This is a genomic window from Streptomyces sp. NPDC003943 (genome assembly GCF_053605265.1).
This window is the reverse complement of the sequence record NZ_JBSGIW010000128.1, coordinates 1-16118: the sequence shown is the minus strand read 5'-3', so window position 1 is coordinate 16118 and position 16118 is coordinate 1. Positions and strand designations below refer to the sequence as shown.

Annotated in this window: 16 protein-coding genes; 3 read left to right on the top strand and 13 right to left on the bottom strand. The window is 72.0% G+C overall.

The window, feature by feature from the left end:
- From ACWEV0_RS33340 to ACWEV0_RS33320, 5 genes are all read right to left on the bottom strand, one after another.
- Positions 1-1626, bottom strand: a 1626-nt coding sequence (locus tag ACWEV0_RS33340; protein ID WP_453153490.1) for a uroporphyrinogen-III synthase, incomplete at its 3' end; no start/stop codon positions are given.
- Positions 1623-2609 carry a hydroxymethylbilane synthase gene (gene hemC / locus ACWEV0_RS33335; RefSeq protein WP_453153489.1) on the bottom strand — a complete coding sequence of 329 codons (987 nt, stop codon included), beginning with the start codon at positions 2607-2609 and terminating at the stop codon, positions 1623-1625. The genes hemC and ACWEV0_RS33340, both read right to left, overlap by 4 nt.
- Complete coding sequence (locus tag ACWEV0_RS33330; RefSeq protein ID WP_453153488.1) at positions 2606-3961, bottom strand: glutamyl-tRNA reductase; 1356 nt, start codon at positions 3959-3961, stop codon at positions 2606-2608. Before ACWEV0_RS33330 ends, hemC begins: the two co-directional genes overlap by 4 nt.
- On the bottom strand, positions 3958-4785 hold the full coding sequence (locus ACWEV0_RS33325) for a redox-sensing transcriptional repressor Rex (protein WP_453153487.1): 828 nt from the start codon (positions 4783-4785) through the stop codon (positions 3958-3960). The genes ACWEV0_RS33330 and ACWEV0_RS33325 overlap by 4 nt, the downstream gene beginning before the upstream one ends.
- 272 nt (positions 4786-5057) lie before the next feature.
- Positions 5058-5333 carry a glutaredoxin family protein gene (locus ACWEV0_RS33320; protein WP_451611691.1) on the bottom strand — a complete coding sequence of 92 codons (276 nt, stop codon included), beginning with the start codon at positions 5331-5333 and terminating at the stop codon, positions 5058-5060.
- A 103-nt stretch (positions 5334-5436) separates the two neighbouring features.
- On the opposite strand from ACWEV0_RS33320, the gene ACWEV0_RS33315 reads away from it, so the two are divergent.
- The 3 genes from ACWEV0_RS33315 (at position 5437) to ACWEV0_RS33305 (ending at position 9224) form a co-directional block, all read left to right on the top strand.
- Positions 5437-6399, top strand: coding sequence for an HAD family hydrolase (locus ACWEV0_RS33315; RefSeq protein WP_453153486.1), 963 nt, complete (start codon positions 5437-5439; stop codon positions 6397-6399).
- Between the two features lie 556 nt (positions 6400-6955).
- A complete protein-coding gene (locus ACWEV0_RS33310; RefSeq protein ID WP_453153485.1) occupies positions 6956-7741 on the top strand; it encodes an ECF subfamily RNA polymerase sigma factor, BldN family in 786 nt (261 codons plus the stop codon).
- A 289-nt stretch (positions 7742-8030) separates the two neighbouring features.
- On the top strand, positions 8031-9224 hold the full coding sequence (locus ACWEV0_RS33305; RefSeq protein ID WP_453153484.1) for a DUF5667 domain-containing protein: 1194 nt from the start codon (positions 8031-8033) through the stop codon (positions 9222-9224).
- Between the two features lie 15 nt (positions 9225-9239).
- Here ACWEV0_RS33305 and ACWEV0_RS33300 read toward each other — a convergent pair whose 3' ends face one another.
- The 8 genes from ACWEV0_RS33300 to ACWEV0_RS33265 form a co-directional block, all read right to left on the bottom strand.
- Entirely contained in the window at positions 9240-10274 is a 1035-nt protein-coding gene (locus ACWEV0_RS33300) for a lysophospholipid acyltransferase family protein (RefSeq protein WP_453153483.1), read from the bottom strand.
- Between the two features lie 15 nt (positions 10275-10289).
- A complete protein-coding gene (locus ACWEV0_RS33295; RefSeq protein WP_453153482.1) occupies positions 10290-11339 on the bottom strand; it encodes an NAD-dependent epimerase/dehydratase family protein in 1050 nt (349 codons plus the stop codon).
- A 148-nt stretch (positions 11340-11487) separates the two neighbouring features.
- Complete coding sequence (locus ACWEV0_RS33290) at positions 11488-11586, bottom strand: 30S ribosomal protein bS22 (RefSeq protein WP_003948845.1); 99 nt, start codon at positions 11584-11586, stop codon at positions 11488-11490.
- Positions 11587-11739: 153 nt separating this feature from the next.
- The gene (locus tag ACWEV0_RS33285) at positions 11740-11946 is read right to left on the bottom strand and encodes a helix-turn-helix domain-containing protein (protein ID WP_389215133.1); all 207 of its coding nucleotides are present in this window, start codon (positions 11944-11946) and stop codon (positions 11740-11742) included.
- Positions 11947-12073: 127 nt separating this feature from the next.
- Positions 12074-12889 (bottom strand): phosphatase, encoded by an 816-nt coding sequence (locus ACWEV0_RS33280; protein ID WP_453153481.1) that lies wholly within the window; start codon positions 12887-12889, stop codon positions 12074-12076.
- A gap of 81 nt (positions 12890-12970) precedes the next feature.
- Positions 12971-14149 carry an acetoin utilization protein AcuC gene (locus ACWEV0_RS33275; protein ID WP_453153480.1) on the bottom strand — a complete coding sequence of 393 codons (1179 nt, stop codon included), beginning with the start codon at positions 14147-14149 and terminating at the stop codon, positions 12971-12973.
- Complete coding sequence (locus ACWEV0_RS33270; protein ID WP_453153479.1) at positions 14118-15320, bottom strand: MFS transporter; 1203 nt, start codon at positions 15318-15320, stop codon at positions 14118-14120. The genes ACWEV0_RS33275 and ACWEV0_RS33270 overlap by 32 nt, the downstream gene beginning before the upstream one ends.
- Before the next feature lie 49 nt (positions 15321-15369).
- Positions 15370-16011, bottom strand: a complete 642-nt coding sequence (locus tag ACWEV0_RS33265) for an HAD family hydrolase (RefSeq protein ID WP_453153478.1) — start codon at positions 16009-16011, stop codon at positions 15370-15372.
- Positions 16012-16118 lie beyond the last annotated feature (107 nt).

The window sequence follows — 16118 nt, the reverse complement described above, 5'->3', positions numbered from 1 at the left end:
GCGGGTCACCGGGTCGCCGGCCTCCAGCGCCGCGGCGCGGCGGCGGAGGCCGAAGTCGGCGAGGGCCTCGGCCAGCTTGTGGACGGACGGCTCGGGGGAGAGGACGTCGACGCGCAGGCCGTGCTCCTCCGCCGTCTTGGCCGTCGCGGGGCCGATGCAGGCGATGACCGTGACGTTGTGGGGCTTGCCGGCGATGCCGACCAGGTTCCGGACCGTCGACGAGGAGGTGAAGAGGACCGCGTCGAAGCCGCCGCCCTTGATCGCCTCGCGCGTGTCCGCCGGCGGCGGGGAGGCGCGGACGGTGCGGTAGGCCGTGACGTCGTCGACCTCCCAGCCCAGCTCGATCAGGCCGGCGACCAGGGTCTCCGTGGCGATGTCGGCGCGCGGCAGGAAGACGCGGTCGATCGGGTCGAAGACCGGGTCGTAGGGCGGCCAGTCCTCCAGGAGCCCCGCGGCGGACTGCTCGCCGCTCGGCACCAGGTCGGGCTTGACGCCGAAGTCGACGAGCGCGGCGGCGGTCTGCTCGCCCACCGCGGCGACCTTGATGCCGGCGAAGGCGCGGGCGTCGAGCCCGTACTCCTCGAACTTCTCGCGGACGGCCTTGACGGCGTTGACCGACGTGAAGGCGATCCACTCGTAGCGGCCGGTGACGAGGCCCTTGACCGCGCGCTCCATCTGCTGCGGCGTGCGCGGCGGCTCGACGGCGATGGTCGGGACCTCGTGCGGCACGGCGCCGTACGAGCGCAGCTGGTCGGAGAGCGACGCGGCCTGCTCCTTGGTGCGCGGTACGAGGACACGCCAGCCGAAGAGCGGCTTGGACTCGAACCACGACAGCTGGTCGCGCTGCGCGGCCGCGCTGCGCTCGCCGACCACGGCTATCGCGGGGCGGTGGCCCTCGGGCGAGGGGAGCACCTTGCCCTGCTTGAAGACCTGGGCGATGGTGCCGAGCGTCGCGGTCCAGGTGCGCTGGCGGGTCGTCGTGCCGGCGATGGTGACGGTGAGCGGGGTGTCCGGCTTACGGCCAGCCGCCACCAGCTCACCGGCCGCCGCGGCGACCGAGTCGAGGGACGTGGACACGACGACGGTGCCGTCGGAGGCGCCGACCTCGGCCCAGCACCGGTCGTCGGCGGTGCGGGCGTCGACGAAGCGGACGTCGGTGCCCTGCGCGTCGCGCAGCGGGACACCGGCGTACGCGGGCACGCCGACGGCCGTGGCGACGCCGGGGACGACCTCGAAGGGGATGCCCTCGGCGGCGCAGGCGAGCATCTCGCTGCCGGCGTTGCCGTCGAGGCCGGGGTCGCCGGTCACCGCACGGACGACCCGCTTGCCGCCCCTCGCGGCCTCCATGACAAGATTGGTCGCATCCCTCAACACGGGGACACCGACGGTTGTTGACGCCTCGTCGACAACCGTCAGCTCAGGCGTGCTCACGCCCGCGCGCGCATGCCCGCGAACGACTTCGAGCACCTCCGGCTCGGCGATCAGGACGTCCGCGCCGGCCAGGGCCTCGACGGCCCGGAGCGTCAGCAGTCCGGGGTCGCCGGGTCCGGCGCCGAGGAAGGTGACGTGACCGTGGCCGTAGCAGGCGGCGGACGCGGGGCTGGTGGTCGGGCTGGTGGGGCTCAAAGTGCTCGCTCCCCCATAAGACCGGCCGCACCCTTGGCGAGCATCTCGTCCGCGAGTTCGCGTCCGAGCGCCGTCGCCTCGTCGTAGGAGGTGGGTACGGGACCGGTGGTGGACAGCTGCACCAGCGTGGAGCCGTCGGTGGTGCCGACGATGCCACGGAGGCGCATTTCGGTGACAACCTGCTCGGAACGAGGGCCGTCTGCCAGCAGGTCGGCCAGCGCACCCACGGGTGCGGAGCAGCCGGCCTCCAGGGCGGCGAGCAGGGATCGCTCGGCGGTCACGGCGGCCCGGGTGTACGGGTCGTCGAGCTCGGCGAGCGCGGCGACGAGGTCGGCGTTCGACGCCGAGCACTCGACGGCCAGGGCCCCCTGGCCGGGGGCGGGCAGGACCGCGTCGACCGACAGGTGGTCGAGCGACAGGGAGCCGGTGAGCTCCTCGGTTCCGCCGATGCGGTTGAGACCTGCCGCGGCGAGTACCACCGCGTCCAGCTCTCCCTTGCGCACGTATCCGACGCGGGTGTCGATGTTCCCGCGGATCGGCACGGTCTCGATGGTCAGGCCGTGGCTGCGCGCGTACGCGTTGAGCTGGGCCGTGCGGCGCGGCGAGCCGGTGCCGATGCGGGCGCCGGCGGGCAGCGTGTCGAGCGTGAGCCCGGCGCGGGCGACGAGCACGTCGCGCGGGTCCTCGCGCTTCGGGATGGCCGCGAGCACCAGGTCGGGGTGCTGCGCGGTCGGCAGGTCCTTGAGGGAGTGCACGGCGAAGTCGACCTCGCCGGCGAGCAGCGCGTCGCGCAGCGCGGCGACGAACACACCGGTGCCGCCGATCTGCGCCAGGTGCTCGCGCGAGGTGTCCCCGTACGTCGTGATCTCCACGAGCTCGACGGGCCGGCCGGTCAGCTGCCGGACGGCGTCGGCCACATGTCCGGACTGGGCCATGGCGAGCTTGCTGCGCCTGGTCCCGAGCCTCAGTGCCCTCTCGGTCATACTCGCCCTCGGTTCTTGACGTCACCGTCGTTCAGGTCGGCCCGGCTGACAGAGGCAACCGTCTCCGGGTCGAGGTCGAAGAGTGTCCGCAGTGCGTCCGCGTACCCGGCGCCGCCGGGCTCGCTGGCGAGCTGCTTGACGCGCACGGTCGGCGCGTGGAGCAGCTTGTCGACCACGCGGCGCACGGTCTGGGTGATCTCGGCGCGCTGCTTGTCGTCGAGGTCGGGCAGCCGGCCTTCGAGGCGGGCCATCTCGCCGGCGACGACGTCGGCGGCCATGGCGCGCAGGGCGACGACGGTCGGCGTGATGTGGGCGGCCCGCTGGGCGGCGCCGAAGGCGGCGACCTCGTCGGAGACGATGGTGCGCACCTGGTCGACGTCGCCCGCCATGGGCGCGTCGGCGGACGCCTCGGCGAGCGACTCGATGTCGACGAGCCGGACACCGGGCATGCGGTGGGCGGCGGCGTCGATGTCGCGGGGCATCGCGAGGTCGAGGAGGTACAGGGGCTTGTCCCGTCCCTGTACGGCGGTCTCTACGGCCTGGCCGGTGAGGACGAGTCCGGTGGCGCCGGTGCAGGAGACGACGATGTCGGCACGTGTCAGTTCGTCGCCGACGGCAACCATCTCGGCCGCGCGTGCGGCCACGCCCGTACCTCCGGGCTCGGTGAGGATCTCGACGAGCCGCTCGGCGCGGGCCATGGTGCGGTTGGCGACGACGATCTCGGCGACGCCGGCCCGCGCGAGGGTGGCGGCGGCGAGCGAGGACATCGAGCCGGCGCCGATGACGAGGGCGCGCTTGCCCGCGGCCCAGTCGGCGACCTCGGCGTCTTCCGCGAGCTGCTGCAGGCCGAAGGTGACGAGCGACTGCCCGGCCCGGTCGATGCCGGTCTCGCTGTGGGCGCGCTTGCCGACCCGCAGGGCCTGCTGGAACAGGTCGTTCAGGAGCCGGCCGGCGGTGTGCTCGTCCTGGCCGACCGCGAGGGCGTCCTTGATCTGGCCGAGGATCTGGCCCTCGCCGACGACCATGGAGTCCAGGCCGCAGGCCACCGAGAAGAGGTGGTGGACGGCCCGGTCCTCGTAGTGCACATAGAGATAAGGGGTGAGCTCTTCGAGTCCGACGCCGCTGTGCTGGGCGAGCAGCGTGGACAGCTCGGCGACTCCGGCGTGGAACTTGTCCACGTCGGCGTAGAGCTCGATGCGGTTGCAGGTGGCCAGGACGGCGCCCTCGGCGGCCGGTTCGGCGGCGAGGGTGTCGTGCAGCAGCTTGACCTTGGCGTCCGCGGAGAGGGAGGCCCGCTCCAGGACGCTGACGGGGGCGCTGCGGTGGCTGAGGCCGACGACGAGGAGGCTCATGCGGGCATCACGGCGGGCATGTCCCCGTCAGGTCCTTTACGGGTGGACTCCTCGGCGCTCCGGGAAGCCGCCGGCACGGAGGCGGCCGCGACGGAGCCGGCCGGTACGGGGCCGGGCTCGACGGCGGCGGTCTCGACCGCGCCCTGCTCGGCGCCCGGCTCCTCGCCGGCCTTCCGCTGCTCGTGGAAGGCGAGGATCTGGAGCTCGATGGAGAGGTCGACCTTGCGCACGTCCACGCCGTCGGGCACGGAGAGCACGGTCGGCGCGAAGTTCAGGATCGAGGTGACCCCGGCGGCCACCAGCCGGTCGCAGACCTGCTGGGCGACGCCGGCCGGGGTGGCGATGACGCCGATGGAGACCCGGTCCTGCTCGATGATCTTCTCGAGGTCGTCGCTGTGCTGCACAGGCATGCCGGCGACCGGCTTGCCCTTCATCGCCGGGTCGGCGTCGATGAGCGCGGCGACCCGGAAGCCACGGGAGGCGAACCCGCCGTAGCCGGCGAGGGCGGCGCCGAGGTTACCGATGCCGACGATCACGACCGGCCAGTCCTGGGTCAGGCCGAGTTCGCGGGAGATCTGGTAGACGAGGTACTCGACGTCGTAGCCGACGCCGCGCGTCCCGTACGAGCCGAGGTAGCTGAAGTCCTTGCGCAGCTTCGCGGAGTTGACCCCCGCGGCGGCCGCGAGCTCCTCGGAGGAGACCGTCGGAACGGAGCGCTCCGACAGTGCCGTGAGGGCACGCAGATACAGCGGGAGACGGGCGACGGTGGCCTCGGGAATTCCTCGGCTACGGGTCGCCGGTCGGTGAGTTCGGCCAGTTGCCACGGTGCTCCTGCGGGATGAGCGGGGCTGCAGGCGGCCATGCGTCCCAGGACCGCCCCGTCGAATGCAGGCTATGTCTTTGTGAACGCGTGCACAAAGATGGTGTCCGTTTTGTCCGGCCAAAGTGACCGGGGTCACGCGGCTGGTTCGCGTCACTGTGGAACCGCGGAGCGCGCCGGAGCGTTGAGATCCCGAAGGGGGCAAAGCCGCACACTCTCCTTGTGACGCCGCCCCCGAAACCCAACAAAACGTCCTCGATGGTAGCCGTCTTTCGGTCACGCACCCAGTTCGCGCCGCAGCCGCCCCGCGTCCACCCGCCAGAAGGTGTGCTGTTCGCCGTCGACGAGCACCACCGGGATCTGCTCCCAGTACGCGCGGTAGAGCTCCTCGTCCTGAGTGATGTCCTTCTCCTCCCAGCGTGCACCCGTCTCGGCGCACACCGCCTCGATCACCGCCCTGGCGTCGTCGCACAGATGGCACCCCGGCTTGCCGATCAGGGTCACCGTGCGCGGACCGCTCTTCTTCTTCGTACGACCGAACGTCCCGAACATGGCGTCCATTCTGCGGCCCGCGCAACAGGGGAGTCCCCCACTGTTCACGCACCGGCATCCTCACAAGTCGGGAAGTACCGAACAGAGCATCTATGCTCGCAACATGGCCGCTCTGGGATGGCTCACCCCCCGTAGGCGCTCCGCCACCGCGCGCAGCGTCCTCGCAGGCGAGGCCGCCGCCGAGGCGGCGCGCAAGACCTCCGCTCAGCTCGAGCAGGAGCGGGAGGAGGCCCTCGCCGAAGCGGCCGAAGTCCCCGAGCTCCTCCCCGCGGAAGCGGAGTTCCCGGTCGTCGGCGACGAACTGGCCGCCGCCTTCTTCGACCTCGACAACACCGTGATGCAGGGCGCCGCGCTCTTCCACTTCGGCCGCGGCCTGTACAAGCGGAAGTTCTTCGACAGCCGCGACCTGGCCCGGTTCGCCTGGGCGCAGGCGTGGTTCCGGCTCGCCGGCGTCGAGGACCCCGCACACATGCAGGAGGCCCGCGACAGCGCGCTCTCCATCGTCAAGGGCCACCGGGTCTCCGAGCTGATGTCGATCGGCGAGGAGATCTACGACGAGTACATGGCCGACCGGATCTGGCCCGGCACCCTCGCCCTCGCCCAGGCACACCTCGACGCCGGCCAGAAGGTGTGGCTGGTCACCGCCGCCCCGGTCGAGACCGCCACGATCATCGCCCGCCGGCTCGGCCTGACCGGCGCGCTCGGCACGGTCGCCGAGTCCGTCGACGGCGTCTACACCGGGCGGCTCGTCGGCGAGCTGCTGCACGGCCCGGCCAAGGCCGAGGCGGTACGGGCCCTGGCCGCCGCCGAGGGCCTGGAGCTCGCCCGCTGCGCCGCGTACAGCGACTCGCACAACGACATCCCGATGCTGTCGCTCGTCGGCCACCCGTACGCGATCAACCCGGACGCCAAGCTGCACCGGTACGCCAAGGAGCGCGAGTGGCGGCTGCGTGACTACCGGACCGGCCGCAAGGCCGCCAAGGTGGGCATCCCGGCCGCCGCGGGCGTCGGCGCCCTCGCGGGCGGCGCGGCCGCCGCGCTCGCGCTGCACCGCCGCCGCCGCTGAGCGCGGGCCCGCCGGGCGCGCCTGAACCGCCGGCGGCCCGGCCCGCGCCGTAACACCCCGCCCGAGAGCCCGGCCCGCGCCGTAACACCCCGCCCCAAGAGCCCGGTCCGCGCGGTCCCGTCCGTAACGGCCCGTGTCCGACCGCCCCGTGCGGATCATGCCGATACGTTTCGGCCGCGATCGTCTGCGACAACCACGGACCGGCGACGCTCACCCGTCCGTGGTCGAACACGCCCGCACACGGCGACGCCCGGGCATTCACCGCTCCCTACCCGGCAGCGGCCCCGATCACTCCCCCGCTCCGCAGTCGGGCACAACCGACCCCCGCTTTGATCACACTCGGAAGCAATCCGATCAACAACAGGTCACCAAGTGCGACTAGTTCCGCCTTGAAGCGGTAATGGATGCGACCGAAACGATGATTTCAGCAACTCGGTGTAGCGCTGCCTGTACGAAGCGTTATTCTCCTCAGACGCACAAGGGACCCCCGCACGTCGCCACGACGGGTGAACGGTCCCGCACTGCACGTGATGGAAGCTCTGCCTCTGGGAGTCCCGTGTACCCACACGTCGGGGTTGACGCCTCGGGCCTGGCTACGCTGCGCGCAACGGTCCTCGACCACCTGCGCGGCTTCGTCCCCACCGCGTCTGCCGTCCCCGCCTTCGCCTTCGCCGGCCCGGCACCCGCCGGGCCCTGCTACGCCCTGGCCGAAAGCGGTGCCGCCGTCGGCAGACGCGGCACGCGCGGCGGCGCCGGCACCTCGACCGCCGCCCGCAGGCCCACCGCCGACAGCGACAGCGCCCGCATGATGGACCTGGTCGAGCGCGCCCAGGCCGGCGAGGCCGAAGCCTTCGGCCGGCTCTACGACCAGTACAGCGACACGGTCTACCGCTACATCTACTACCGCGTCGGCGGGAAGGCGACGGCGGAGGACCTCACCAGCGAGACGTTCCTGCGCGCCCTGCGCCGCATCTCCACCTTCACCTGGCAGGGCCGCGACTTCGGCGCCTGGCTGGTCACCATCGCCCGGAACCTGGTCGCCGACCACTTCAAGTCCAGCCGCTTCCGCCTGGAAGTCACCACCGGCGAGATGCTGGACGCCAACGAGGTCGAGCGCAGCCCGGAGGACTCCGTCCTCGAGTCCCTCTCCAACGCGGCCCTCCTCGACGCCGTGCGCCGGCTCAACCCCCAGCAGCAGGAGTGCGTCACCCTCCGCTTCCTCCAGGGCCTGTCGGTCGCCGAGACCGCCCGGGTCATGGGCAAGAACGAGGGAGCGATCAAGACCCTCCAGTACCGGGCCGTGCGCACGCTGGCCCGCCTCCTCCCGGACGACGCCCGCTGACCGCTCAGCGCCCCCCACACGCGCCCCCGTCCTTCGTCCCCGTGCCTGTCCCCCCACCCGTCCCCACCACCCCGTCCCAACTCACAGTCGGTGACGCCTCGATGACGCACTGGTCCGATCATCTTTCGCGCGTAACCCAAGTGCCGCGCCGCTCGTTGTGCGAAATGCAGGCTCCCTGTGGTCACGCCTTGTCCACTTCCACTCACTCTTTCGTGTGGAAGCGCTCAAGGTGTGCAACCTTCCGAACCCCCCGGGGAGTCGACCGTCATGACGAGAGGAGGTGCCGCCAGTGATCGCGAACGTTTCGGCGCACCGGCGGGCGAACGCCTTCGCCCAGACCCTGGAGGATCGGACGTCCGGGGGCGGGGCGGCCGAGCAGCCCGAGGCACCGGTCGAACCGGCCGAGCACGGACCGCTGTTGGCCCTGGCGCACGGTCTCGGCGAGCTGCCGAAACCACAGATGGACCCCGAGGTGAAGGTGGTGCAGCGAGCCCAGCTCGTCGCCGCCATGGAAGCCATGTTCGCGGAGGGGAGCGCCGCCGCGGGCCCTACGGTGCCGGAGCAGCGGACCGCCGGGAAGGGAGCCCACCGGGCCTCCCCGCTCCGGAAGTTGCGCCCGCGCTCCCGCTGGACCAAGGGCCTCGCCGCCGGCGGGCTCACGGTCGGTGTGGCCGCCGGGGCGTTCAGCGGAGTGGCCGCTGCCAGCTCCGACGCCCTCCCCGGTGACTCCCTCTACGGCCTCAAGCGGGGCATGGAGGACATCAAGCTCGGGATGGCCGACGACGACGCCGACCGGGGCGGGATCTATCTCGACCAGGCGTCCACCCGGCTCAGCGAGGCCCGCCGCCTCATGGAGCGCGGCCGGGCCGGCGACCTCGACCACGAGTCCCTCGGCGAGATCCGCCGGGTCCTCGACGGCATGAAGCACGATGCCTCCGAGGGCCACCGGCTGCTCCGCCAGGCGTACGAGCGGGACGGCGAGATCGGCCCCATGGCCCGGCTCAACTCCTTCGCCCAGGCCCACCGCGCCACCTGGGACGGCCTGCGCGACCGGCTCCCGGTCCAGCTCACGGACGTGGGCAACGAGGTGAACGACGTCTTCAAGGCCATAGACGAAGACGTCGAGCCGCTCCAGTCGGTCCTGCCGCGCACCCCCGACCGCGGCGCCGTGGGCTCCGGCGGCCCGAGCACGCCGCGACACACCCCGGCGGCCGACCCGAAGGGCACGCACACCTCACCGGCCACGCCCTCGCACGGCGGCGACGCCTCCCAGCCGTCGCCCTCCGGCTCCGGCTCGGGCACGCCCTCCGACGACGGCCTCCTCGGCGGCGGTCCGGGCGGCCTGCTCAACCCGCCGCAGACGGGCCCGAGCACGGCCCCGTCCGGCGAGGAGTCGCTGCCGCCCGTCCCGGACGTCACCATCCCGCCGATCCTGCCGGGACTGCTGCCGGGCCTCGGCATCGACAGCAGCGACGCGACGTAGTGCCCGCAGCGGCGGTCAGAAGAACACCGACCGCCGCTGCACCAACAACTTGTACAGCGTGTGCTGGATCTGCTCCCGGACCTGGTCCGTCAGGTTGAACATCAGCATCGGGTCCTCCGCCGCCTCCAGCGGGTAGCCGTCCGTCGGGATCGGCTCGCCGAACTGGATCGTCCACTTCGTCGGCAGCGGCAGCGCGCCCAGCGGCCCCAGCCAGGGGAAGGTCGGGGTGAGCGGGAAGTACGGCAGGCCGAGCAGCCGCGCCAGCGTCTTGGCGTTGCCGAGCATCGGGTAGATCTCCTCCGCGCCCACGATCGAGCACGGCACGATCGGCACCCCGGCCCGCAGCGCCGTCGACACGAAACCGCCCCGCCCGAAGCGCTGCAGCTTGTACCGCTCGGCGAACGGCTTGCCGATGCCCTTGAAGCCCTCCGGCATCACGCCGACGATCTCGCCGGCCTTCAGCAGCCGCTCCGCGTCCTCCGCGCAGGCCAGCGTGTGCCCCGCCTTGCGGGCCAGCTCGTTCACCACCGGCAGCATGAAGACCAGGTCGGCGGCGAGCAGCCGCAGATGACGGCCCGCCGGGTGGTGGTCGTGGACGGCGACCTGCATCATCAGGCCGTCCAGCGGCAGCGTCCCGGAGTGGTTGGCGACCACCAGGGCGCCGCCGTCCTTCGGGATGTTCTCGACGCCCTTCACCTCCACCCGGAAGTACTTCTCGTACACCGGGCGCAGCAGCGACATCAGGACCTGGTCGGTGAGCTCCTCGTCGTAGCCGAACTCGTCGACCTCGTACTCGCCGGTGACCCGCCGCCGCAGGAACGCCAGTCCGCCCGCGAGCGTCCGCTCCCAGCCGCCCCGGGCGCCCGCGCCGGACGCCGGGGCCCCGGACGCCGCCTCCGGCCCGTCCGGCGCCTCGAGCCCGGCCTCGGGCTCCTCGGTGGCCGGCTGCGCCGGCAGCGCCCGTACGGCGGCCTCCCGGCCGTTCGTCACGGGCCTCCGGCGCGCACGCGACCGGTCGTCGTCGAAGGGAATGACCTTGGCGTCCGCCATCGCGATCTGGGCTCCTCACATGCCGTTCTGAAGGGTGGAGGGCGCGAGCCGCCCGGCGAGCCGGTCCACGGTCCCGGCGAGCAGCTCCGGCGGCAGCAGCCCCGGCCCCTGGCTGCGCGCGAAGTCCGCGAAGGCGTCGGCGGTGGTGTGGGCGGGCGTGAAGCCGAGCGTCTCGCGCATCTGGACGGTGGAGACGACCCGGCCGTGGGTGAGCAGCCGGATCTGCTCGGGCGCGAAGTCGGTGATCCCGACCGTCCGCAGCGCCTGCCCCACCCAGGTGACCGCGGGCAGCAGCACCGGCACGGTCGGCCGGCCGAGCCGCCGGGCGCACTGGGAGAGCAGCAGCACCCCGTCGCCGGCGATGTTGAACGTGCCGCTGTTGAGGGTGGCCCGGCGCGGCTCGCGCGCGGCCAGTTCCAGGACGTCCATGACGTCGTCCTCGTGGACGAACTGCAGCCGCGGGTCGTAGCCGAGGACGGTCGGCAGGACCGGCAGCGACAGGTACTCGGCGAGCGGGGAGTCCACCCGCGGTCCCAGGATATTCGCGAACCTCAGCACGCACACCGCCACGTCCGGGCGGCGCCGGGCGAAGCCCCGTACGTATCCCTCGACCTCGACGGCGTCCTTGGCGAAGCCGCCGCTCGGCAGCGACTTCGCCGGCGTCGTCTCCGTGAAGACGGCCGGGTCGCGCGGCGCGGCGCCGTACACGCTCGTGCTCGACTTCACCACGAGCCGCTTGATCCGCGGCGACTTCTGGCACGCGCCGAGCAGCTGCATGGTGCCGATGACGTTGGTCTCCTTGACCGACGTACGGCCTCCGGAGCCGAGCGCCGTGCCCGTGACGTCCATGTGGACGACCGTGTCCACGTCGTGCTGGGCCAGGACCTTGGCGATGGCCGGCCGGCGGATGTCGGCGCGCACGAACACCGCGGCGCCCAGCGGATGCGGGGAGTCGACCCGGTCCACGGCGATGACCCGCTCGACCTCCGGGTCGCGCTGGATCCGCCGTACGAAACGGGCGCCGAGGTGCCGGGCCGCACCGGTGACGAGCACGACCTTGCCCAAGACGAGCGCCTTCCGTCGGTGTTCTGATGACCGCGTTCCGTTGACGGCCACCGTAGCGCGTGCAGATTTCGGCGCAATGAAAACGTGGCCCCCACCGGAGAACCGGTGAAGGCCACGTCGACGCGAAAACGCCGCTGGGGCGTCGCGCTTACTTCTTGTTGCGACGCTGAACGCGCGTGCGCTTGAGCAGCTTGCGGTGCTTCTTCTTCGCCATCCGCTTGCGCCGCTTCTTGATAACAGAGCCCACGACTACCCTCGCTCACTTCTCGGAACCTCCCCGCGCCAGCGGGGATCGGTGCGGGGCGTCTGGGCCCACACGACCTACGAGGGGCTAGCCTACCGGCTAGAACGTCGCCCTTGTTAACCGAGGGCGTATTCGGGGCTTACGGCTCCGCGCTCGCTACGCGGTCGCCACCCCCACGAAGGACTCCCTGAGGTACTCGTGAACCGCCTGTTCCGGTACCCGGAAGGACCTTCCGACCCGGATCGCGGGCAGATGACCGCTGTGCACCAGCCGGTACACGGTCATCTTCGAGACGCGCATCACCGCGGCTACTTCCGCCACGGTCAGGAACTTCACCTCGTTGAGAGGCATGCCAGCAGCCATGACCCACCTGTACCTTCCGCACGCGACGCCCACCGGCTTCCCCTCCGGTGACTCTTCGTCGCTGCGCGCTCACGCCCAGAGTAGGGGCGGGTGGTACGAGTGGGGAAGAGGAGCTGCGATCAGCTGTTTACCGTGACAGACACGCTCGATTGAGTACATAGCGCGTGAGTGGACGGTAGTACGCGGAGCGCACCCCGTCATCAAGCGGAACGGCCACGGACACCTGCCCCTCGGCCTCCCCGACGAACAGCGCGGGATCGTCCGTGTCGGCGAGCCCGATGGCCTCGATACCCAGCTGACCTGCCCCGCAGACCCAGCCGTGGTCCCCCACCACCAGCTCCGGCAGCGGCCCGCCGGCCGCCGCCGCGCTCTCCAGGGCCGCCCTAACCGGCAGCGGTGAGTGGGTGTGCGCCCCCGGTTCGCGCCCTGCGGGCGGCAGGCCCGGTTCTCGCACCAGGGCCACCCCCCGTACGTAGTCGAGAAGGTGCGTGCGTACGCCGAACCGGGTCGTTATGTCGACACATCTCCCCTGCGCTGGGGTGAGAACAAGACATCCCGCCGCCGACAAAGCGTCTGCGAGCCCGGCGTAGAAACCCAGCAACCGGTGCGGATGACCCGTCCCCAGGAGCACCGGAGCCCGCCGGCCCGCCGCCTCCCCAAGCCGTTCCGCGAACGCCGCGAGGGCTCCCAGGGTCCGCTCCGGGTCGATCACGTCCGGACCCGAGCGGTGCGCCGGATCCGCCGACACCCCGCACCGGTCCGCCATCAGCCGCAGCAGCTGGGCCTCGTCCCAGGGCCGCGCCGGATCGAGCCCGAGGGTCACCCGGGGATCGCGCGCGGCGAAGGCCCGGTAGCTCCGCAGACTCGTCTCCCGCGGCGTCGCCACCGTCCCGGCGAGCCCCGCCGCCAACAGATGCGCCCGCAGCGCCCCGGTACTCAACACCCTCACGATGCTGCCGGAACGGCCCCGGCCGGGAACCAAAACCCGTACGAGACCGCACACTTGGCGTAACACATCAGACGGTCAGGCGAGCAGCCCGCGCAGCGGGAAAGCCGCCCGGCGCGTCGCCAGGACCGCCTGGTCGAGCCGGTCCGCCGGATCGTAGCCCTCGGACCAGTCCCGCCAGGCCACCGGCCACCGCCCGTCCGTCATCCGCTGCGGGCCCGGCTGCCGCGTCCGCGCGTACACCTCGTCCCGCCACGACGACGGGATCACCGACTCGGGATCCACCGGAGCGTGCGCCGCGATCCCCACCAGATGCGTCCACGACCGCGGTACGACGTCCACCACCGCGTAACCGCCACCGCCGAGCGCCAGCCACCGGCCGCCCTCGACGTGCGCGTGCGCCAGCTCGTGACACGCCTCCTGCACCGCCCGCTGCGCGTCCAGCGACACCGCCAGATGCGCCAGCGGATCCTCGAAGTGCGTGTCCGCGCCGTGCTGCGTCACCAGGACCTGCGGCCGGAAGTCGGCCAGCAGCTCCGGCACCACCGCGTGGAAGGCCCGCAGCCACCCCGCGTCCCCGGTGCCCGCCGGCAGCGCCAGGTTCACCGCGCCGCCCTCACCGGGGCCGGCCGCGCCGGTCTCCTCGGGCCAGCCCGTCTGCGGGAACAGCGTGCGCGGATGCTCGTGCAGCGAGATCGTCAGGACCCGCGGATCCTCCCAGAACGCCGCCTGCACCCCGTCCCCGTGGTGGACGTCCACGTCCACGTACGCCACCCGCTCCGCGCCCAGTTCGAGCAGCCGGGCGATCGCCAGCGAGGCGTCGTTGTAGATGCAGAAACCGGAGGCCGACCCCGGCATCGCGTGGTGCAGGCCGCCCGCGAAGTTCACCGCGTGCGCCGCGTCCCCGCGCCACACCGCCTCCGCCGCGCCCACCGACTGCCCGGCGATCAGCGCGGACACCTCGTGCATCCCCGCGAACGCCGGATCGTCCACCGTCCCCAGCCCGTACCCCTGGTCGGCCGCCTTCGGATCCGCCGACGCGGCCCGCACCGCCGCCACATAGTCCTCGCGGTGCACCAGCCGCAGCGTCGACTCCCCGGCCGGCTTCGCCGCCACCACGTCGACCCGGCCGTCGAGCCCGTACGCCCGCACCAGACCCATGGTCAGCGCGAGCCGCACCGGATCCATCGGGTGCTCCGGACCGAAGTCGTAGCCCGTGACCGCTTCATCCCACATCAACAGTGCGCGGCTGCTCATGCCCGCCACCGTATCGGGCCTTCTGAGCGCCGAACGACGTGGCGTACACCACCGTCACCAGGACCAGCACCATCGGCACCAGCATCGCCCCCCGGTACGTCCACGCGTCACCGAGCGCGCCCACGAGCGGCGAGCCCACCAGGAAGCCCACGTAGTTGAAGACGTTGAGCCGCGCCACCGCCGCGTCGCTCGCCCCCGGGAACAACCGGCCGGCGGCCGCGAAGGTCTGCGGCACGATCACGCTCAGGCCCAGGCCCAGGATCGTGAACCCGGCCATCCCTACCCAGGCCCCCGGCGCCGCCGCCACCACCGCGAAGCCGAGCGCCGCCAGCACCGCCCCGCACCGCACCACCAGGACCGCCCCGAAGCGCCGCACCCCGAAGTCGCCGACGGCCCGGCCGAGGAGCGTGGTCACCATGTACGCGTTGTACGGCACGGTCGCCAGCTCCTCCGAGCTGTGCAGCACGTCCTGCAGATACTTCGCCGACCAGTTGGAGACCGTCGAGTCGCCGATGTACGCGAAGGTCATCACCAGGCACAGCGGCAGCAGCAGCCGGAACACCACGCCCTGCCCGGCCTTCTCGTCCCCCTCACCCGTGGCGACCTCCGGCTCGCCGTCCACGTACCAGCGGCTCCCGACGAAAGCGACCGGCAGCAGCACGGCCACCACCGGCAGGTACGACACGAACAGCGACAGATGCCAGTGCGCCCCCACCCACGCGAGCGAGGCACCGGCGATGCCACCGAGGCTGTACGCGGCATGGAAGCCGAGCATGATGGACCGGCCGTACGCCCGCTGGAGGCTCACCCCGAGCATGTTCATGGACGCGTCGAGCGAGCCGACGGCCAGCCCGAACGCGCCGAGCGCCACAGCCGCCCACGCGAGGCCGGAACCGGCCCCGGCGGCCAGCAGCGCGAGCAGCACCAGCGGCTGCGCCCAGCGCAGCACGTTCGACGGCCCGACGCGGGCGACGACCTTCTCGGTGATCACGCTCGACACGCCGGCGAGCACCGGCACGGCCGCCAGGAACACGGGCAGCAGCCCGTCGGATATCCCGTACTGGTCCTGGATCGCCGGAATCCGGGTCACGAGCAGGGCGAAGGTGACGCCCTGCACGAAGAAGCTGACCGCCAGAGAGCCCCGCCCACGCCGCAACCGCGCATCTGTCATGGCGGCACAGCGTAGGGCCGGAACCTACCACTGGGTAGATGGATCACCATCACAATCTGGCAGGCAGCTCCGCCATCCGCCCGAAGAACCCGGTGGCCCCCGCCAGCTTCTCCTCGGTGCTCATCGCGGTGAACCCGTACACGTCCATCCCGGCGGCGACGGCCGCCTGCACGCCGAGCCGGCTGTCCTCGACGACCACACACCGCTCCGGCGCCACCCCCATCCGCGCGGCGGCATGAAGAAAGAGGTCCGGCTCGGGCTTGCCGCGGCCGACGTCCTCGGCGCTGAAGATGTTCTCGTCCCGGAACCAGGCGTCCAGCCCGGTCTTCCGGTGCCCGACCCGGATCCGCTGATGGCTTCCCGACGAGGCCACGCAGTACGGAATCCCCTCCGCTGCCAGCCCCTTGAGCACCTCGGCGGCCCCGTCCACGGCCTCCAGCTCCCGCTCGAAGGCGGCGAAGACCTGCGCGTGGAACGTGTCGTCGAAGTCCGCCGGCAGCCGCTTCCCGCTCCGCTCCTCGACCAGCTCGTGGATCCGGTGCATGGCCGACCCCATGTAGTCCCGCACCGACTCCTCGTAGGTGGTGGGGTGTCCGAGCTCGGTGAGGTAGCCGGCAAGGATGCGGTTGGAGATCGGCTCGCTGTCGACGAGCACACCGTCGTTGTCGAAGATGATCAGGTCATAGCGCATGTCCGGATCCTAAACGCAGAAAAGCCCCGCACCATACGGTGCGGGGCTTTCCCACAATGATTGTTCGGCGGCGTCCTACTCTCCCACAGGGTCCCCCCTGCAGTACC

Coding starts and splice junctions, on each gene's coding strand:
- hemC (WP_453153489.1), bottom strand. CDS start 2,609: ATGACCGAGAGGGCACTGAGGCTCGGGACCAGGCGCAGCAAGCTCGCC.
- ACWEV0_RS33300 (WP_453153483.1), bottom strand. CDS start 10,274: ATGGCGGACGCCAAGGTCATTCCCTTCGACGACGACCGGTCGCGTGCG.
- ACWEV0_RS33270 (WP_453153479.1), bottom strand. CDS start 15,320: ATGACAGATGCGCGGTTGCGGCGTGGGCGGGGCTCTCTGGCGGTCAGC.
- ACWEV0_RS33315 (WP_453153486.1), top strand. CDS start 5,437: ATGGCCGCTCTGGGATGGCTCACCCCCCGTAGGCGCTCCGCCACCGCG.
- ACWEV0_RS33320 (WP_451611691.1), bottom strand. CDS start 5,333: ATGTTCGGGACGTTCGGTCGTACGAAGAAGAAGAGCGGTCCGCGCACG.
- ACWEV0_RS33330 (WP_453153488.1), bottom strand. CDS start 3,961: ATGAGCCTCCTCGTCGTCGGCCTCAGCCACCGCAGCGCCCCCGTCAGC.
- ACWEV0_RS33275 (WP_453153480.1), bottom strand. CDS start 14,149: ATGAGCAGCCGCGCACTGTTGATGTGGGATGAAGCGGTCACGGGCTAC.
- ACWEV0_RS33285 (WP_389215133.1), bottom strand. CDS start 11,946: ATGGCTGCTGGCATGCCTCTCAACGAGGTGAAGTTCCTGACCGTGGCG.
- ACWEV0_RS33265 (WP_453153478.1), bottom strand. CDS start 16,011: ATGCGCTATGACCTGATCATCTTCGACAACGACGGTGTGCTCGTCGAC.